The organism is Pedobacter sp., from assembly GCF_039594775.1.
Classification (GTDB): domain Bacteria; phylum Bacteroidota; class Bacteroidia; order Sphingobacteriales; family Sphingobacteriaceae; genus Pedobacter.
The window spans coordinates 148,396-166,646 of sequence record NZ_JBCNMT010000002.1; the positions used below are offsets into that span (position 1 = coordinate 148,396).

At 37.6% G+C, this 18,251-nt stretch carries 16 protein-coding genes; 13 read left to right on the plus strand and 3 right to left on the minus strand.

Annotated features, from left to right (window positions below):
* Positions 1–73 precede the first annotated feature (73 nt).
* The 3 genes from ABDV71_RS06795 to purN all read right to left on the minus strand — a co-directional run bounded on the left by ABDV71_RS06795 (position 74) and on the right by purN (position 3,885).
* Positions 74–1,096, minus strand: coding sequence for a rod shape-determining protein (locus ABDV71_RS06795; protein ID WP_343531698.1), 1,023 nt, complete (start codon positions 1,094–1,096; stop codon positions 74–76).
* Positions 1,097–1,543: 447 nt separating this feature from the next.
* A complete protein-coding gene (purH, locus tag ABDV71_RS06800; RefSeq protein ID WP_343531699.1) occupies positions 1,544–3,070 on the minus strand; it encodes a bifunctional phosphoribosylaminoimidazolecarboxamide formyltransferase/IMP cyclohydrolase in 1,527 nt (508 codons plus the stop codon).
* A gap of 236 nt (positions 3,071–3,306) precedes the next feature.
* Positions 3,307–3,885 (minus strand): phosphoribosylglycinamide formyltransferase, encoded by a 579-nt coding sequence (gene purN, locus ABDV71_RS06805; protein ID WP_343532205.1) that lies wholly within the window; start codon positions 3,883–3,885, stop codon positions 3,307–3,309.
* 233 nt (positions 3,886–4,118) lie between these two features.
* Here purN and rpsT point away from each other — a divergent pair, with 233 nt between their 5' ends.
* The 13 genes from rpsT to ABDV71_RS06870 all read left to right on the plus strand — a co-directional run bounded on the left by rpsT (position 4,119) and on the right by ABDV71_RS06870 (position 18,222).
* On the plus strand, positions 4,119–4,373 hold the full coding sequence (gene rpsT, locus ABDV71_RS06810) for a 30S ribosomal protein S20 (RefSeq protein WP_113638735.1): 255 nt from the start codon (positions 4,119–4,121) through the stop codon (positions 4,371–4,373).
* Between the two features lie 73 nt (positions 4,374–4,446).
* Complete coding sequence (locus ABDV71_RS06815) at positions 4,447–5,496, plus strand: TlpA disulfide reductase family protein (protein ID WP_343531701.1); 1,050 nt, start codon at positions 4,447–4,449, stop codon at positions 5,494–5,496.
* A 15-nt stretch (positions 5,497–5,511) separates the two neighbouring features.
* Positions 5,512–6,210: a DNA repair protein RadC gene (radC, locus tag ABDV71_RS06820; protein ID WP_343531702.1), complete on the plus strand. Its 699-nt coding sequence runs from the start codon at positions 5,512–5,514 to the stop codon at positions 6,208–6,210.
* A gap of 89 nt (positions 6,211–6,299) precedes the next feature.
* Entirely contained in the window at positions 6,300–7,136 is an 837-nt protein-coding gene (locus tag ABDV71_RS06825; RefSeq protein ID WP_343531703.1) for an endonuclease/exonuclease/phosphatase family protein, read from the plus strand.
* 1 nt (position 7,137) lies between these two features.
* Positions 7,138–7,902 (plus strand): prolipoprotein diacylglyceryl transferase family protein, encoded by a 765-nt coding sequence (locus ABDV71_RS06830; RefSeq protein ID WP_343531705.1) that lies wholly within the window; start codon positions 7,138–7,140, stop codon positions 7,900–7,902.
* Entirely contained in the window at positions 7,899–9,290 is a 1,392-nt protein-coding gene (locus ABDV71_RS06835; protein WP_343531706.1) for a radical SAM protein, read from the plus strand. Before ABDV71_RS06830 ends, ABDV71_RS06835 begins: the two co-directional genes overlap by 4 nt.
* Positions 9,291–9,298: 8 nt before the next feature.
* Positions 9,299–9,499: a hypothetical protein gene (locus ABDV71_RS06840; protein ID WP_343531707.1), complete on the plus strand. Its 201-nt coding sequence runs from the start codon at positions 9,299–9,301 to the stop codon at positions 9,497–9,499.
* Between the two features lie 117 nt (positions 9,500–9,616).
* Complete coding sequence (gene pheT, locus ABDV71_RS06845; RefSeq protein WP_343531708.1) at positions 9,617–12,013, plus strand: phenylalanine--tRNA ligase subunit beta; 2,397 nt, start codon at positions 9,617–9,619, stop codon at positions 12,011–12,013.
* 92 nt (positions 12,014–12,105) lie between these two features.
* Positions 12,106–12,396, plus strand: a complete 291-nt coding sequence (locus ABDV71_RS06850; protein WP_343531709.1) for a hypothetical protein — start codon at positions 12,106–12,108, stop codon at positions 12,394–12,396.
* A 30-nt stretch (positions 12,397–12,426) separates the two neighbouring features.
* On the plus strand, positions 12,427–12,717 hold the full coding sequence (locus tag ABDV71_RS06855) for a cell division protein ZapA (protein WP_113646980.1): 291 nt from the start codon (positions 12,427–12,429) through the stop codon (positions 12,715–12,717).
* A gap of 286 nt (positions 12,718–13,003) precedes the next feature.
* A complete protein-coding gene (gene rny / locus ABDV71_RS06860; RefSeq protein ID WP_343531711.1) occupies positions 13,004–14,566 on the plus strand; it encodes a ribonuclease Y in 1,563 nt (520 codons plus the stop codon).
* 191 nt (positions 14,567–14,757) lie between these two features.
* Complete coding sequence (locus ABDV71_RS06865) at positions 14,758–15,273, plus strand: Mpo1-like protein (RefSeq protein ID WP_343531712.1); 516 nt, start codon at positions 14,758–14,760, stop codon at positions 15,271–15,273.
* A gap of 123 nt (positions 15,274–15,396) precedes the next feature.
* Positions 15,397–18,222 (plus strand): TonB-dependent receptor, encoded by a 2,826-nt coding sequence (locus ABDV71_RS06870; protein ID WP_343531713.1) that lies wholly within the window; start codon positions 15,397–15,399, stop codon positions 18,220–18,222.
* The last annotated feature ends 29 nt before the right edge of the window (positions 18,223–18,251 follow it).

The following is an 18,251-nucleotide window of genomic DNA, read 5'->3' on the forward strand; positions in this document are numbered from 1 at the left end:
TAGGTATTAGGTTATAAGTAATACGTTGTAAGTTACAAGACTTAAACTTATAACTTACAACCCTTAACTCGATTTATTGCATTAAAAATTTAAAATTACCAATGTTTTTCAGTGCTATGCCAGTACCACGTACTACTGCACGTAACGGGTCTTCAGCAACATGTACAGGCAATTTGGTTTTAGCGGCTACACGTTTATCTAAACCACGTAACAATGCCCCACCACCGGTAAGGTAAATACCCGTTTGGTAAATATCTGCCGAAAGCTCAGGAGGTGTAATCTCCAATGCTTTCAAAATAGCTTCCTCAATTTTCGAGATTGATTTATCTAAACAGTGTGCAATTTCAGTGTACGAAACCGTAATTTGTTTAGGTACACCCGTCATCAAATCACGACCTTGTACTGCAAAATCAGAAGGAGGATCGCTCAATTCAGGTAATGCCGCACCAACCTCAATTTTGATTTTCTCTGCCGTACGGTCGCCAATCATAATGTTATGCTGACGACGAATATAGTTCACAATATCCGAGTCAAAGTTATCACCCGCCACACGGATAGATTGGTCACATACAATACCCGACAAGGCAATTACCGCAATTTCGGTAGTACCACCACCAATATCAATGATCATGTTGCCCATCGGCTCTTCCACGTCAATACCAATACCTACAGCGGCAGCCATCGGTTCATGGATTAAGTAAACTTCTTTAGCGCCAGCAATCTCAGCGCTGTCCCTAACCGCACGTTTCTCTACTTCGGTAATGCCCGATGGAATACAGATCACCATTCTTAATGAAGGAAACATCCATCCTTTACCGCCATTCAGCATACGGATCATACCTTTAATCATGGCTTCAGCAGCGTTAAAATCTGCAATTACACCATCTTTTAAAGGTCTTACGGTTCTAATGTTATCGTGGGTTTTACCTTCCATTTGCATCGCTTGGCGACCAATGGCGATAATTTTATTGGTTTGTCTATCAAAAGCTACAATCGATGGTTCATCAACTACTACTTTATCGTTATGTATAATAAGGGTGTTCGCGGTGCCAAGGTCAATGGCAACTTCCTGCGTAAACCAATTAAATAATCCCATGTATGAGGTATGTTATTGTATTTAAAAACAAATATGTCTAATATCCTAAATGTAAAATTAGACAAAATATTATATTAAGTTTCTTTTTTCTGTCCGAAAATCAAAACCAGTGGTACTTTTCAAAGGTAGTCCCGCTTTGCGCTCTAATATTTTGCCAAACCTCGCAGGTTTTAAAAACCCGCGAGGTTTATGAAGCAAAAGTATTCCGCTTCAATCGGGTTTATTTAACCTCAGTTGTTACTAAAAACTCGCAACCTTTTTAAGTAGCTTAAAGATTGCTTCGTCGTGCCTACTCGCAATGATGAGAAAGGCATGCCTCTTTCTGCCTGTCGCTATCTCAACCCAAAAGAAAGAGAAAAAAAACTTAAAAACTGAAGTTTGTCTTTGCTCTTTATTCCTTGCTCCTTAAGCTTCCCGACTTTCAGTCTATTTTAACTTTCCGACTTTCTAGTGCTTAAAGTGTCTCACTCCAGTAGTTACCATGGCAATGCCTTTTTCATTAGCTTTCGCTACAGAATCCGCATCTTTAATAGACCCTCCAGGTTGCAAAACAGCAGCAATGCCAGCATCGGCAGCAATCTCTACACAATCAGGGAAAGGGAAAAAAGCATCTGAAGCCATCGCAGCACCTTTTACGCTAAAACCAAAAGAATTCGCTTTTTCAATCGCTTGTCTCAAGGCATCAACTCTGCTTGTTTGGCCAACACCGCTTGCAATTAAAACATCATCCTTCACCAAAACAATGGTATTTGATTTAGTATGTTTAACAATCTTGTTGGCAAAGTATAAATCTTTTAATTCTTGAGCAGTCGGTGCTTTTTCAGTTACCGTAGTCATTTGCTCAGGACCTTCAATAATTAGATCTTTGTCCTGCTCAATTACACCATTCAATAAAGTTTTGAATTGTTTTTTGTTCAGCTCCACATAATTGCGTTTCAAGATCACGCGGTTTTTCTTGGCCTTAAACAAATCTACGGCAGCCTGCTCATAGCTAGGAGCAATTAATACCTCAAAAAATAAGTTGTTGATTTCTTCCGCGGTAGCCAAATCAATTTCTCTGTTGGCAATCAAAACACCACCAAAAGCCGAAACTGGGTCGCAAGCTAAAGCATCAACCCAAGCTTGCTTAATGTTGCTTCTCGAAGCTACGCCACAAGCATTAGTGTGTTTCAAAATCGCAAAAGTAGGTTCCTCAAACTCATCAATTAAGCTTACCGCTGCATCAACGTCAACCAAGTTGTTGTAGCTTAGTTCTTTACCATTAAGCTTGGTGAACATTTCATTCAAATCACCATAAAACACACCTGCCTGATGAGGGTTTTCACCATAACGCAAAGTTTGTGCATTCGCAATACTTTGCTTAAATACGTTTAATGGCTCTTCGTTATTGAAATAGTTGAATATGGCGGTATCATAGTGCGAAGAGGTATGGAATGCTTTTTTAGCGAAAGCTTTACGTTGGGCTAAAGTAGTAGCACCATCTTGCTCTTCTAATTGTGTTAATAAAGTCGAGTAATCATCTTTTGAAGCAATAATAACTACATCGTTAAAGTTCTTAGCAGCAGCTCTAATTAATGAAATACCGCCAATATCTATCTTCTCGATGATTTCTTCGTCGGTGCCGCCATTTTTAACAGTTTCCTCAAAAGGATAAAGATCTACGATTACCAAGTCGATTTCTGGAATTTCGTATTGCGCAATTTGCTCTTGATCGCCAGCTAAATTTCTACGGTTTAAAATGCCGCCAAATACTTTTGGATGCAAAGTTTTTACTCGGCCACCTAAAATAGAAGGGTAGCTAGTTAGGTCTTCCACTGCGGTAACAGGCACATTTAAGTCTTTAATAAACTGTTCGGTTCCACCGGTAGAAAATAAGGTTACACCTTGTTTGCCTAGGTACTCAACTAATGGCGCTAAACCATCTTTGTAATAAACTGAAATTAAGGCGTTTTTGATCTTTACTGATTGGCTCATTTTGAGGGTATTGTTTTGAGCCGCAAAGGTATGAAAATGAGACGATTTTTAGAGGAGGTTTTTTAAATAAAATTAGAGTTTATGCAAACTGGTTATTTGGATTTTTGGATGGTTGGTTTTTTGGAAGTTACAAGGGCTGAAAGTTTTGAGCCCACCAGTCGGAAAAGTTGGCACTTAAAAAGGTTAATCGCAACTTAACTATCGAAAACTGTGAACTGAAAACTGCCAACTAGTTACTATTTCTTTATCTTCCTGATCAGGGTTTCTACAATGCGGGGATAGTGAAGGTGTTCTAGTTGCTGCCCTTTAAATTTGATCATTTCAAGGTTGTCATCCTTTTCAATGCGATATTTAGCCTGATAAATAAACTCACCTTCATCATAGTGTTCATTTACATAGTGAATGGTAATGCCACCTTCGGTTTCATTGGCTGCCATTACTGCTTGGTGAACACGGTCGCCATACATTCCTTTTCCGCCAAATTTAGGCAATAGGGCAGGGTGTATGTTAATAATTCTACCAGGGTATTCTTTCAATAGATTTTGAGGGATAAGCCATAAAAAGCCCGCTAGTACAATAAGGTCTATATCCAGATTTTTTAATAAGTCAACCACTTCGTCGGTATGGTAAAACTCATTTCTGTCGAATATATGAGAGGGTATTTCAAAGCTGTCGGCCCGTTGCAGTACATATGATTCTGGGTTGTTGGTCAATATGAGGGCAACTTCTGCCTCTGTACTACGTTTAAAATGCTCCATGATTTTTTGAGCATTTGATCCTGATCCTGAAGCAAAAATGGCGATACGTTTCTTCACTAATTCTATGGTTTTTTTCAAAAATAATACTTTGAGGCTTTTTGCACTAATTTTGTGCCAAAAAACTAAATTTATTCTCAAAATACTGCAAATATGCAAAAGTTTCAAACTCAATGGCTTCTTGTTGAAATTGTGATGTGAAAATATTTTTTCAAAACCATTTTGTATTTAAGAATAATACCTCTATATTTGCAGTCCGAAAATAAAACAGAGAAGAAATAAAAGGCTAAACAATGGCAAATCATAAATCGGCATTAAAAAGAATTAGAGCAAACGCTGCAAAACGTTTACGTAACAGATATCAGGCTAAAACTACACGTACTTTTATCAAAAGATTGCGTGCTGCTGAAGATAAAAAAACAGGATTAGAGTTACTTCCTAAAGTAATCTCAATGTTAGATCGTTTAGCCAAAAAGAACGTAATCCACAAAAATAAAGCTTCTAACAATAAAGCAAAATTAACCAAGTTCGTTAACAACTTGAAATAGTCGCTTTTTTAAACGATATTAGAAACGGTATCATCGAAAGATGATGCCGTTTTTCTGTTTTAAAAAAAATGCGATGAAAAAAATAATGCTCTTTCTGGCTGTTTCTCTGATAAGCAACCTTGTTTTTGCTCAGGCAAAGTTTGAAATATCTGGTAAGTATAAAACACCAGTAAACGGAATGTTGAAGGTGTTTTATGAAGATAAGTTGGTAGATTCTCTTTTTGTGGTAGATGGAAAGTTTAAATACACAGGTAAAGCAGAATTCCCAATGGCTGTTAATCTTTGGGTAGATTTTAAAAACCTATCTAAAGATGTTGTAGTTCCTTCTTTTACAGTGTATGTAGGCGAAAAGCCAACTATTTTAGAGCTGGATACGGTGACAAATAAAAGTTTTCGCACATTTTTGTTGACAAAAGTGAATTTTCTTCAAAGAAATGCTTTTCAAGGAGAGTTTGATAAATTAAAAGACGAAATGAAAGGCTTGGTTTCTTCAAAAGAAGAAGGAAAAAAGAAAGGGCAAGAGATAGTACTTTCTTTTGTGGAAAAAAGTCGTTCTGATATAGAAAAAAGTATCCTGCTCAGCTGGTATAAAAATTTCATAGCTAAAGATAAGTTGAAAGCGTTCTATGAAAATTTTAGCGAAGAAGTAAAAAACACATCTTATGGTATCAGCGTCAAAAATGCGGCACTTACTAAATATAAACTAAAAATCGGCGAATTACTGCCATCATTTTCGCAAAAAGACCCTGACGGTAAGATGCTGAATATTGCTGATTTGAAAGGAAAATATGTATTGGTAGATTTTTGGGCTTCATGGTGCGTTCCTTGCAGAGAAGAAAATCCCAATTTGCTGAAAGCTTATAAGAAATTTAAGGATAAAAACTTCGAAATTTTAGGTGTTTCGTTAGATACTAAGAAAGATGCTTGGCTAGGAGCCATATCCGCAGATGGTTTAACATGGAAGCAGGTTTCAGATTTGAAGGGTTGGGAAAATGAAGTTGCAAGTATGTTTAGTATTCTGTCGGTTCCCGCAAGTGTGCTAATCGATAAAGAAGGAAGGATAATTGCGCTGAACCTCAGGGGCGAAGCGCTAGATAAAAAGCTTACTGAAATCTTACTCTAAATAATTTCTACATCTATGTCCAACTATGAAAACAAACTCGGCATTAAAGCCTGGGCCGAAGCCGACCGTCCGAGAGAAAAACTATTGCAACAAGGTAGGCGACAGCTCACCGATGCAGAACTGATTGCCATTTTAATAGGTTCGGGCAACAAAAACGAAACTGCCGTTGACCTTAGCAAACGCATTTTGGCATCCTGTCAAAATGACCTCGACAAGCTTTCACAATTGGGAGTGAAGGAGCTTTCAAGGTTTAAAGGTATAGGTGAAGCAAAAGCCATTGCTATTGTGGCAGCTTTGGAACTTGGCCGACGAAGAAATGGTGCCAATGCTACCGAAATACAGAAAATCTTGTCATCTGTTGATGCCTTTAATGTCGTTAAAACCGATTTGGCAGATTTGCCTCACGAGGAGTTTTGGTTGTTGCTGTTAAACCGTGCTAATGTAATGGTCGGGAAACATTTTATGAGCAAGGGAGGGCAAGCAGGTACCGTTATAGATCCAAAAATGGTTTTTAAAATTGCGATAGAACAAGGGGCCGCATCAATGGTTTTAGTACATAATCATCCTTCGGGAAATTTAAAGCCAAGTAGTGCCGATATAAATATTACCAAGAAACTTGTGGAATTGGGCACACTCATGGAAATTCGCATTTATGATCATATCATTGTATGCAACAACCGTTTCCTAAGCCTTGCTGACGAAGGATATATTTAAGGAAGAAAATAGGACTTGAACTTTTTAATGTTGGCTTAACTTAATATAGATTTTGAATTTTTACATTTGGAAGTAAATCTGAAACAGAAATGAAACGAATTGTAATTGTTCTATTACTAGCACTGATAAGTGTCCAATTAAATGCACAAAAAAATACTGCCTTAAATGTGATGACCTATAATATTAGGTATAGTACCGAAAAAGATGGTGTTAACGCTTGGAGCAAAAGAAAGGATAATGTGAAAGCATTGGTAAAGTTTCATGAGGTAGATATCCTTTGCGCTCAGGAAGCCCTAGCTGAACAATATGATGCCATTTTAGAAAATTCTAATTTTGAAGTCGTAGGTGCAGGTCGAGATGATGGCCAACGTAAGGGCGAATTTTCACCCATCTTCTATAACAAAAATAGGTTCACCAAAAAAGATGGTGGAGTATTTTGGCTGTCGACCACGCCAAATGTGCCAAGCAAAGGATGGGATGCCATGTTTAACCGCGTATGTACTTGGGTACGTTTGTACGATAAATTCAATAAAAAGGAGTTCTTGGTTTTTAATACCCACTATGATCATGTTGGGGTGCAGGCAAGAATAGAATCGGCTAAATTGATTAAACAAAAAATACAGGAAATAGCCCCAAAGCTACCAGTGGTTTATACCGGAGATTTGAATGTGACACCTGAAACCGATGCCATCACGACAATTAAGTCGTTTTTAAGCGATAGTAAAGAAGTAAGTATAGAGCCGCCTTATGGTCCAGAAGGAACTTTCAACGGTTTCAAATTTGATAGCCCTTTGAAAGATAGAATTGATTATATCTTTATCAATAAAGGATTTAAAGTGCAGAAATATGGCGTCATTACCGATAGTAAAGACCAGCGCTATTTTTCAGATCACTTGCCTGTTTTTGCAAAGTTAGAATTTCAATAATTTGACGTTTCCTGTTCAATTTGAATTTGCTGGCCAGTATTATCACTGGCATTTTTTGTTAGAAACTCTTGCTTTTATAGTAGGGGTGAGATTGTATTATTTTCTGCGTAAAGGAGCCAATGATCCAATTTCTGATGAGAATAGGCTTTGGATAATGCTCGGAGCAATGCTTGGGGCGTTAGTAGGCTCTAGGATTTTTGCTGTTCTAGAGGATGTGGCCAATTTGGACCAGCTTAATTTTTTGATGTTATACGCCAGCAAAACCATTGCGGGTGGTTTATTGGGGGGCTTGTTTGGTGTTGAGCTTGTAAAGAAGATTATTGGCGTGAATGTAGCCTCTGGCGATATTTATGTACTGCCCATTCTGGTGGCTTTAATTATTGGAAGGTTTGGTTGTTTTTTAATGGGAGTGGCTGAACCTACTTTTGGAAAAGCTACTGATTTTATTTTCGGTATGGATTTAGGTGATGGTAAGATGCGACATCCTGTAATGCTTTATGAGATTTTTTTCGCCATTTGCTTGATTGTTTTTTTTCAATCTATACGTCTAAAGAATTTGCCCAATGGGGATAGGTTCAAGCTTTTTATGCTTTTGTATTTTCTTTACCGGTTTTTAATTGAGTTCCTTAAACCTTATCAGTCGCTATTTTTGAACTTAAGTAGTATTCATTGGGCGGCTTTAATTATATTTATTTATTACTATAAGTTTTTGTGGAGGTTGATCTCCTATTTATTTCCATCTGCTGGTAAGGCCAATAGTTTATGAAGACTAGAGATTATATTTATTACGATTATACGAAAAGCTTATGTCCTGAGTGTTTAACGCTTTGCGATGCGAAAATTGTGTTTCAAGATGCTAAAGTTTTCATGTTGAAACGCTGTAATGCGCATGGTGAAAGCAAGGTGATGATTGCTGATGATGTAGAGTATTATAAACAAATCCGGAACTACAATAAGCAGTCGGAGATGCCGCTGAAGTTCAATACAAAAGTTCATTATGGTTGTCCCTATGATTGTGGTTTGTGTACAGATCATGAGCAGCACTCATGTTTAACGGTTGTAGAAGTTACCGACAGATGCAATTTGAGCTGTCCAACATGTTATGCCATGTCTTCGCCAAATTATGGAAGGCATCGTACACTAGAAGAAATAGAGAAAATGTTGGATACCGTTGTGGCAAATGAAGGCGAACCTGATGTAGTTCAGCTATCAGGTGGCGAGCCAACGGTTCATCCTGATTTTTTTGCCATATTGGATTTGGCGAAGAAAAAACCAATTAAGCATTTGATGGTCAATACAAATGGCATCCGTATTGCCAAAGATGTGGCATTTGTGGAAAAGTTGGCGTCGTATATGCCTGATTTTGAAATTTACCTGCAGTTTGACAGTTTCAGTGCCGACGTGCTTGAAAAACTGCGGGGAGAAGACTTGACCGAAATAAGGAAGAAAGCCATTGAAAACTTAAATCGTTTTAATTTATCCACTACTTTGGTGGTTACTTTGCAAAAAGGGTTAAACGATCATGAAATAGGAGATATCATCACATATGCTTTGAAGCAGAAATGTGTAAGAGGAGTAACCTTTCAGCCTACCCAAGTAGCTGGCAGGAATGATAATTATAATGATCAAAGTGGAAGAATAACGCTCACAGAAGTTCGCCGTAAAATTTATGAACAATCTATTTTTACGCCTCAAGATTTAATTCCTGTGCCTTGTAATCCAGATGCGTTGTGTATGGCCTACGCCCTAAAAGTAGATGATGAAGTAATTCCAATGACTAATTTGATCAACCCAGAAGATTTACTGAATAACTCTAAAAACACAATTGTTTTTGAACATGATGAGCGATTGAAACAGCATATGCTTAATTTGTTCAGTACAGGAGTTTCCGTAGATTGCGCTGAAGGTACTTTTGGAGAGTTAATGTGTTGTTTGCCTAGAGTACAGTCTGACGGGTTGAAATATGATAATTTATTTCGGATCATCATTATGAACTTTATGGATCCTTTGGATTTTGACGTGCGTGCTGTTAAAAAATCCTGCGTGCACATTGTGAGCGATAAAATGAAAATGATACCTTTTGAGACCATGAATATTTTCTATCGTGATCATAAAATTGATCAAATAAGGAAAAACATGATGCCGATTAGCTAATTTTAAATATGGAAATAGTTTTTGTATCAATATTATATTGGATTGCCGTTGCCATAATGTTTTTGGTGGGCTTGGGGCAGTTGATTTTTGCGAAAAGAACCGAGCAAAATAAAACTCCTGGCTTAAAGCTATTAATCATTACTGTTATTATGGTGGTAATAGGAGGCGGAGCATGCCTCATGTTATTAAGCGGCTTGAGCATACATTAATTTTTCTTTGTCAAACTCTTTTGCTCACTTTCTGCTTTCGGCATTAAATAATATCTTTGCACTTTAAATCGTATAGCGCATAGATATTGTTGCAATACGCCCTACTCAATACTCAAAATGAAAATATCATATAGCTGGCTTAAACAACTTATTAAAACTGATAAAACCCCTCAGGAAATTTCTTTGATTCTTACCAATATAGGTTTGGAGGTAGAAAGCCTTGAGAAAGTGCAAACCATTCCTGGTGGTTTGGAAGGTTTGGTGATTGGATATGTTGAAGAGCGCATGCAGCACCCTAATGCAGATCGATTAAGTGTAACCAAAGTAAACGTAGGTGGACCAGAACCGCTACAAATTGTTTGTGGTGCACCCAACGTAGCGGCTGGACAAAAAGTGGTGGTGGCTACCGTGGGTACTACCGTACATCCAAACGAGGGCGAACCTTTTAAAATCAATAAGTCAAAAATTAGGGGTGAAGTATCTGAAGGGATGATTTGTGCCGAAGATGAAATTGGTTTGGGTGGTTCACATGCAGGAATCATGGTATTGGCAGAAGATGCACCGGTTGGTCTTGAGGCAAAAAAATACTTTAACGTTGACGACGACTATCTATTTGAAATTGGTTTAACACCAAACCGTGCCGATGCAGCATCTCATTTAGGGGTAGCTAGAGATTTGGCCGCTTATTTACGTACTGGCTACGAGCTGCCAAATGTTGACGCTTTTGCGGTTGAAAATGAAAACCTGATTATTGACGTTAAGGTAGAAGCTACTGATGCCTGCCCACGTTATAGCAGTGTAAGCATTAGCGGAGTAACCGTAAAGCCATCTCCAGATTGGTTAAAAGATAAGTTGAAAGTGATTGGCCTACGTCCAATTAATAATATTGTGGATGCTACCAATTATGTATTGCATGAATTGGGGCAGCCTTTACATGCTTTTGATGCCGACCAGATTGCAGGCAAAAAAATCATCGTAAAAAAATGCGAAGAAGGTACACCATTTGTCACTCTAGATAATGTAGAGCGTAAACTTTCTGCAGAAGACCTCATGATTTGCGATGCCGAAAAACCTTTGTGTATCGCTGGGGTTTTTGGCGGAATCGAATCAGGTGTAACGGAGCAAACCACTAATATCTTTTTAGAAAGTGCTTACTTTAATTCGGTTTCGGTACGTAAAACATCAAAAAGACATGCATTAAAAACAGATGCCTCCTTCCGTTTTGAAAGAGGGACCGATCCAGAAATGACGGTCTTTGCACTTAAACGTGCCGCATTGTTGATCAAAGAAATTGCTGGTGGACAAATTTCGTCGCCTATTTCAGATCTATATCCGGTAAAGGCCAATCCATTTGAAGTAGCGATTCAATACCAAAATGTAATTGATTTAATAGGTCAGGATATCCCAACGGTAGAAATTAAAGAAATTATTACCGCTTTAGGTATCACCATCGCTACCGAAACTGCTGAAGGCTTAGATTTGCGAGTGCCAGCCTATAAGGTAGATGTAACCCGTGAATGCGACATTACCGAGGAGGTACTACGTATTTATGGTTACAATAACATTCATATCCCTGCTAAAGTAAATGCTTCATTGGCTTACACAGCCAAACCTAACAAGGAGAATGTACAAAACTTGGTGGCTGATATGCTTACCGCGAATGGCTTTATCGAAATTTGGTGTAATTCCCTAACTCGTTTAGCCAATTCTAAAAACGAGGCAGAAGCCGTGCAGATCTTAAATCCGTTAAGCTCTGACTTAAATGCCATGCGCCAAAGCCTGTTACAACCTGCTTTGGAAAGCGTAGCCTATAATGTTAATCGCAAAAATGCAGATATTAAGTTTTATGAATTTGGTAAAACCTATCATCTCATTAATGAAAAATATGTAGAGCGTCCACGTTTATTGCTAGTGGTAAGCGGCGCCAAACAAGGTGAGCAATGGAACCAGCAATCAACACCATCTAACTTTTATAACCTAAAAGCGGCGGTAGATGCTATCATAATCCGTTTAGGTTTGGCTAACTATCAAACAGATGAAATTAGCGACGAAAACTTTGCTTATGGCCTTAAATACTTCAGAGGCGATAAAACCTTGGTAAGTTTTGGTGCGGTAACCAATGCCGATAAAAAGAAAGCTGATTTGAGCAAAGATATTTTCTACGCTGATTTTGACTGGGCTTTTGTATTGGATGCCTTGAAGAAAAACAAGATCATCAATAAGGAAGTGCCAAAATATCCTGCAGTTAGAAGAGACTTATCTCTATTGGTAGATCAGGACATTACCTTTGACCAATTGAAAACGATTGCTTTTAAGGCCGAACGTAAATTGGTTAAAAATGTACAGGTATTTGATGTTTACCAAGGAGATAAACTGCCTGAAGGAAAGAAATCATATGCCTTGAATTTCACCCTGCAGGATGAGGAGCAAACTTTAACCGATAAGCAAATCGATGCAATTATGCAAAAGATTATTGCTAACTTAGCCCAAACTGCCAACGCAGAGATAAGATAAAATAGGTTAAAAGTAGAAAGTGAAAAGATTGGATTGATGTTCTTAAAATTATTCATTCATTCAATATTTTTTCATTCAAAAATAAAATTTAAATGGCTGCTGTAGTAGATCAACTCAATAGTGTACTGCAAAAAACAGATAGATTGATTGCACTCTGTCAAGCTTTACAAGAGGAAAATGAACTCTTAAAAGCAGAAAATAAGCAGCAAAAACAAGCACTGGATGTGGCTAAAAACACGCATTTGGAGCTTGATGAAAAGATAAGAGTGCTCAAATTAGCGAAGAGTATTGAAGGAACAAGTGAAAAGACACTTGATATAAAGCAAAAAATTAACGAATTTGTGCGTGAAATTGATAAGTGTGTGGTATTGCTTAAGAAATAAGCATACAGATTAATTGAAACAAAGCTAAAAATGGGAGAAATCTCGATTAAAATAACTATCGCCGACCGTATTTACCCGCTAAAGGTAAGCATGGAAGAAGAGGAAATTGTGAGACGAGCGGCAAAGATTATCAATGAACGTATAAAAGACTATCAGGAAAATTATGCGGTTAGAGATAAACAAGACTTGTTATCAATGGCAGTTTTGCACTATGCCACGGCAGTTCTAAAAGCCGAGCATAAAGTTCAAAGTCAGGATACGAGCGTAGCCGATAAGGTGGAAGAGTTAGATAGTTTATTGAACGGATTTTTCGCTAAATAAAAAGTTCTTTATAAACCTCTGGGCGTTGTTCTGGGGTTCACTATAGCTATAATTTGGCCGTGGCTAAATTTTTATGTTTCATTAATTTGCACCAACAATGGACGAATGAACATAATAATTTAGCTGCGGCTTTTTTTTTTACGAAGAATATCGGTGGTATTAAAGCCATCACCAACAAACAACAAACGTGGGAATTGTTTTGAAGACAGTTCCTTAAAAACAACAAGGGAACAATGGAACCATCAGTTATGATAGCTCCATTCCCATTAAAAACATCAAAATAACAATGGAAATATTAGGAATAGTAGGATGCATACTGGCCAGCTTAATTGTAGGAGTGGTCATTGGCAGATACCTGCTGCGTAACCTCTTAAAGCAGCAGGAAGTAGCGGCTCAATCAAAGGCAAAGAAAATATTGAAAGATGCCGAGAACAATGCCGAGATTTTAAAGAAGAACAAGTTATTAGAAGCGAAGGAGAAATTTCTACAGTTAAAAAGCGAACACGAACAACAAGTACAAAGCCGTAATAGCGAAGTAGCACAGCGTGAAAATTCTATAAAACAAAAAGAACAATCGCTTAATCAGCGAATGGAAAATGTAAACAGAAAAGAACAAGAGCTAGATAAACAAAAAGACAACTTCGAAAAACAAACTGCTCTTGCCATTAAAAAGCAAGAGGAGGTTGATGTACTGAAAAACCAACATGTGCAACAATTGGAAACCATAGCAGGTTTGAGTGCTGAAGAAGCTAAAAACCAATTGGTAGAAAACATGAAGTCGGAAGCTCGTTCACAAGCCCTAATGCAGGTGAAGGATATTGTCGACGAAGCAAAGCTTACCGCAAGTAAAGAAGCTAAAAAAGTAGTTATTCAAACTATACAACGTACCGCCGCCGAAGCTGCGATTGAAAACTCCGTATCTATTTTTCATATTGATAACGATGAAATCAAAGGTCGTGTAATTGGTAGAGAAGGACGTAACATCCGTGCTTTAGAGGCTGCAACGGGTATCGAAATCATTGTTGATGATACCCCTGAGGCTATCATCCTTTCGGGTTTTGATCCAGTAAGAAGAGAGATTGCCCGTTTGGCTTTGCACCGTTTGGTAACAGATGGTCGTATTCACCCAGCCCGTATCGAAGAAATTGTTGCGAAAACCAAAAAACAAATTGAAGACGAAATCATCGAGATTGGTGAACGTACTGTAATTGATTTGGGAATCCACGGTTTACACCCTGAACTGATCAGAATGGTGGGCCGTATGCGCTACCGTTCGTCATACGGACAAAACCTTTTACAGCACTCTCGTGAGGTAGCTAATTTCTGTGCTACCATGGCCGCCGAACTGGGCTTAAACGCTAAGTTGGCAAAACGTGCTGGACTTTTACACGATATTGGTAAAGTGCCTGATGATAATCCAGAATTGCCACACGCAATCTTGGGGATGCAATTGGCAGAAAAATATAAAGAGCATCCAGAAGTGTGTAACGCTATTGGCGCCCATCACGACGAAATTGAGATGACTTCAATGATTTCTCCAATCATCCAAGCTTGTGACTCTATTTCAGGTGCCCGTCCAGGTGCCCGTCGTGAAGTTGTAGAAAGCTATATTAAACGTTTAAAGGAATTGGAAGAATTGGCTATGTCTTATCCAGGTGTAGAAAAAACTTTCGCTATTCAAGCAGGTAGGGAACTACGTGTAGTGGTAGAAAGTGAAAGAGTAAGCGACCAACAAGCTGAATTACTAGCGGCAGATATTTCTAACCGTATCCAAACCGAAATGACCTACCCAGGTCAAATTAAGGTAACGGTAATTAGAGAAACCCGTTCGGTAGCCTTTGCGAAGTAAGTTAATGATTGCGCCGATTTCAGGATTACACTGATTTAGGGATTGCATAAATAGCACCGTCATTTCGACAGCCGGCTCCGATTATTCGGAGACAAAGGAGGGGAAATCCAACAAATTGTTAGATTTCTCACATACGTTCGAAATGACGGTTTCTTTTTTTTCTTATTTTTATCATTCTAAAATAACCGGATATGAATAAAGCCGCACAAGCCCCAGCAAAAAAGCCAGTAGACATTTTATTTGATAAATATGCCGAAAGCCACCAAAATGGAACCAACAAACTCATTCATTGGATTTGTGTGCCCCTAATTGTATTTAGCTTACTGGGCTTGGTTTGGTTAATTCCATTTCCGCAATTATCTTTTTTGGGTCAATACCAAACCTTCTTTAACTGGGCATCGTTTTTAATTGCCTTTGCCATGTACTATTATTTTACACTGTCGCCAACCTTGTTCTTTATGATGATTTGGATCATTGCAGGCATGAGCTATGGAATTGTACAGATAGAAATGTGGGAGAAATACCATAATGGCCCAGCGGCTTGGATCATCTTTTTGGCCATTTTTGTGCTGGCTTGGGTAGGACAGTTCATTGGTCATAAAATAGAAGGCAAAAAGCCTTCATTTTTAGAAGATGTTAAGTTTTTGTTAATTGGCCCAATTTGGTTATTGCACTTTATATGCAAAAAAATCGGCTTAAAATATTAATACAAAAGCGATACTGAGGCGCTTTAACAATTTGTTAACCCAGTGGTAAACAAATGGTAATTTCAAGCTAACACGAAGCTAACATTGTGGTAATAGTTTTGCCCTAATTAAAAATAAGGCAAATTGAAATCACAATTAACTCTAAAGAAAGCACTACTAACCATCATGTTTGCGTTAGCTAGTGTGTTTGTTTTCGCTCAGGGAACAGGAAAAATTTCAGGAACTGTAACAGATAAAAAAACTGGAGAAACGCTGATTGGTGTTTCTGTTAAGCTTGCAGGTACAACTAGAGGGGTAGGCACTGATGTAGATGGTAAGTACCTATTAGGTGGTCTTGCAGAAGGAAAATATACCATCGAAGTTTCTTATGTAAGCTATGCCACTAAAAAAATTACTGATGTAGAAGTAAAAGCGGGTGCGGTTACTACATTAAATGTCGTAATGGAAGAGGCTTCTTCACAAACTTTGAAACAGGTAGTAATTACCGGCAATTATAAAAAGGAGTCGATCAATGCACTATATGCTCAGCAAAAGAATAGCGCATTGATTTCTGATGGTATCTCTTCTGATATGATCAAGAGAAGCCCAGATAGAAGCACAGGAGATGTTTTAAAGAGAGTTAGTGGAACAACAATTCAAGATAACAAATTTGTGGTTGTTCGTGGTTTGGCTGATCGTTATAACAATGCGAGTTTGGATAACACTAGTTTGCCAAGTACAGAACCTAATAAAAAGGCATTTTCTTTCGATATCGTTCCATCTAGCTTAGTAGATAACATTGTTGTTAATAAAACGGCAACTCCAGATTTAGCTGCGGATTTCGCTGGTGGTTCTATCAAAATTATCACAAAAGATATTCCTGATCAAAATTTCATGGAAATAAGCCTTGGAACAGGTTATAATAGTTTATCTACCTTTAAGGATTTTTTTAATGGTCCGCGTTACACCGAAAATTATTTTGGTTTCGACACTAAAAGAGATTTACCTTCGTCATCTACTTTTCCTAGAAACACTGCAGCTACGGAAGCCCTTAGAGGTAATCAACAAGCGATGATTGCGGCAGTAAATCAGATGCCAAAGGTTTGGAAGATTGGACAACATGATGCTCCATTAACCCAGAATCATCAGTTTACATTAGGTAGGGTAAAGAACTTCAAAGATCAGTCAAAATTTGGTGCGATAATATCTTTAACTTATCGCAACGCTGAGCAAACTAGACCAGTTGTTGATAGAGAATATTATACATATGACTATGCAGATAGAGTAAATACTTTCTCTTCAAACATAGGCGCTATGGCGAACTTTGCTTATGTGAAAGGTAATAACAAAATCAGTTTCAAAAATCTTTATAATAGGATTTTGGATGATAGGTTTGTTTATCGTGAAGGAACCGACGTAGGTAGATCTAGTGATATTAAGTATTATGCGTTTGATATCGTTCAAAAAGGTGTATTGAAATCTTCATTAGATGGAGATCATAAAATATCGGCAAATAACAAATTGAACTGGAATTTATCTTATGCCAATATCATCAATAGTCAACCTGATCAACGTAAAATAGGTTACTTAAGAAATGTGGGCTTAAGAAATACCAACAGTCCATTTTTAGCAGTGAACACTGCTCTTACCAAGGAAAATAATCGCTTGTTCTCTGATATGGACGAAACACTTATTGGTGGTACGGTAAATGATCAACAAACTGTGAAATTATTTGGCAAGAATGCTAATCTGAAATTTGGAGTAGGTTCTAACTACCGTCAACGTAATTTTGCTGCTCGTTTAATGGGTTTAACGCTTAAACAAGCAGATCAAGATATTCAATCTCGACCAATAGAGACGCTATATTCAACGAGCTTAATCAACCAAGGTTTGTATGAACTTTCGGAAATAACAGCAAATTCAGATAAGTACGATGCTAACTCGTTAACTAACTTCGGTTATGTGATGTTAGATCAACCTATTACGGATAAATTGAGAGCCGTTTACGGAGTAAGGGCCGAGAAATTCAATTTAAATTTGAATTCTCGTGGTAATGATGGGTCGCCAGTTAAGGTTAAAAAAGATTATCTAGATTTTCTTCCTTCAGTAAACTTAACTTATGCCTTAACAGAAAAAGCAAACTTAAGAGCATCATATTATCGCACACTGGCCAGACCTGAATTTAGGGAATTGGCGCCGTTTGATTATTATGATTATGAGTTATTAGGTAATGTTTCTGGTAACCCATCTTTAGAGAGAACATTAATAGATAATGCAGACATTAGATATGAAATTTATCCTGGTGCAGGAGAGATATTTTCAGTTTCTGCATTCTACAAGAAATTTGAAAATGCCATTGAGCCAAATATCTACGATCAAAACTCTACTCCGGCATTCTCTTTCTTTAATGTGCCAAAAGCTACAAACTATGGTGTGGAAATTGAATTCCGTCATTCGTTGAGAATTTTGGGAGAGAGTGATTTCCTTAAAAACTTAATGTTTTATGCGAATGGTACACTTGTAAAATCGAAAATCACCAATCCAACAGATCAAAATTTCATCACCAAAGAAAGACCGATGGTTGGACAAGCACCTTATTCAGTAAATGCAGGTTTGCAGTACAATGCTTTGGATAACAACTTAAATCTAAGCTTGCTTTACAATAGAATTGGCAGAAGAATAGCGAATGCTGGAGGTCAACGTTTTGACAATGTTTGGGAGGCACCTAGAAATGTAGTGGATTTCCAAGCTAACTATAGTTTCTATAAAAAGAAAGCTCAAATTAAATTGAATGTTAACGACATCATGAATAATCCTGCGGTATTCTATTTTGATAATAATAAAGACAAAAAATATAGCCCAGCAAATGTAATTGTTGATCCGGTAAGTGGTGCAGTTACTAAAGATGAGTTGCTTTCGAGATATAAATTGGGTACAAATGTTTCATTGTCATTGTCTTACAGGTTTTAGGTTAACGATAATTTAATCTTTGGTTTATA

What these genes read in the sequence shown, in the direction of transcription:
- ABDV71_RS06795 (WP_343531698.1), bottom strand. Translation starts at nt 1,096, where the DNA reads ATGGGATTATTTAATTGGTTTACGCAGGAAGTTGCCATTGACCTTGGC.
- purH (WP_343531699.1), bottom strand. Translation starts at nt 3,070, where the DNA reads ATGAGCCAATCAGTAAAGATCAAAAACGCCTTAATTTCAGTTTATTAC.
- rpsT (WP_113638735.1), top strand. Translation starts at nt 4,119, where the DNA reads ATGGCAAATCATAAATCGGCATTAAAAAGAATTAGAGCAAACGCTGCA.
- ABDV71_RS06815 (WP_343531701.1), top strand. Translation starts at nt 4,447, where the DNA reads ATGAAAAAAATAATGCTCTTTCTGGCTGTTTCTCTGATAAGCAACCTT.
- radC (WP_343531702.1), top strand. Translation starts at nt 5,512, where the DNA reads ATGTCCAACTATGAAAACAAACTCGGCATTAAAGCCTGGGCCGAAGCC.
- ABDV71_RS06825 (WP_343531703.1), top strand. Translation starts at nt 6,300, where the DNA reads ATGAAACGAATTGTAATTGTTCTATTACTAGCACTGATAAGTGTCCAA.
- ABDV71_RS06835 (WP_343531706.1), top strand. Translation starts at nt 7,899, where the DNA reads ATGAAGACTAGAGATTATATTTATTACGATTATACGAAAAGCTTATGT.
- ABDV71_RS06840 (WP_343531707.1), top strand. Translation starts at nt 9,299, where the DNA reads ATGGAAATAGTTTTTGTATCAATATTATATTGGATTGCCGTTGCCATA.
- pheT (WP_343531708.1), top strand. Translation starts at nt 9,617, where the DNA reads ATGAAAATATCATATAGCTGGCTTAAACAACTTATTAAAACTGATAAA.
- ABDV71_RS06850 (WP_343531709.1), top strand. Translation starts at nt 12,106, where the DNA reads ATGGCTGCTGTAGTAGATCAACTCAATAGTGTACTGCAAAAAACAGAT.
- ABDV71_RS06855 (WP_113646980.1), top strand. Translation starts at nt 12,427, where the DNA reads ATGGGAGAAATCTCGATTAAAATAACTATCGCCGACCGTATTTACCCG.
- rny (WP_343531711.1), top strand. Translation starts at nt 13,004, where the DNA reads ATGGAAATATTAGGAATAGTAGGATGCATACTGGCCAGCTTAATTGTA.
- ABDV71_RS06865 (WP_343531712.1), top strand. Translation starts at nt 14,758, where the DNA reads ATGAATAAAGCCGCACAAGCCCCAGCAAAAAAGCCAGTAGACATTTTA.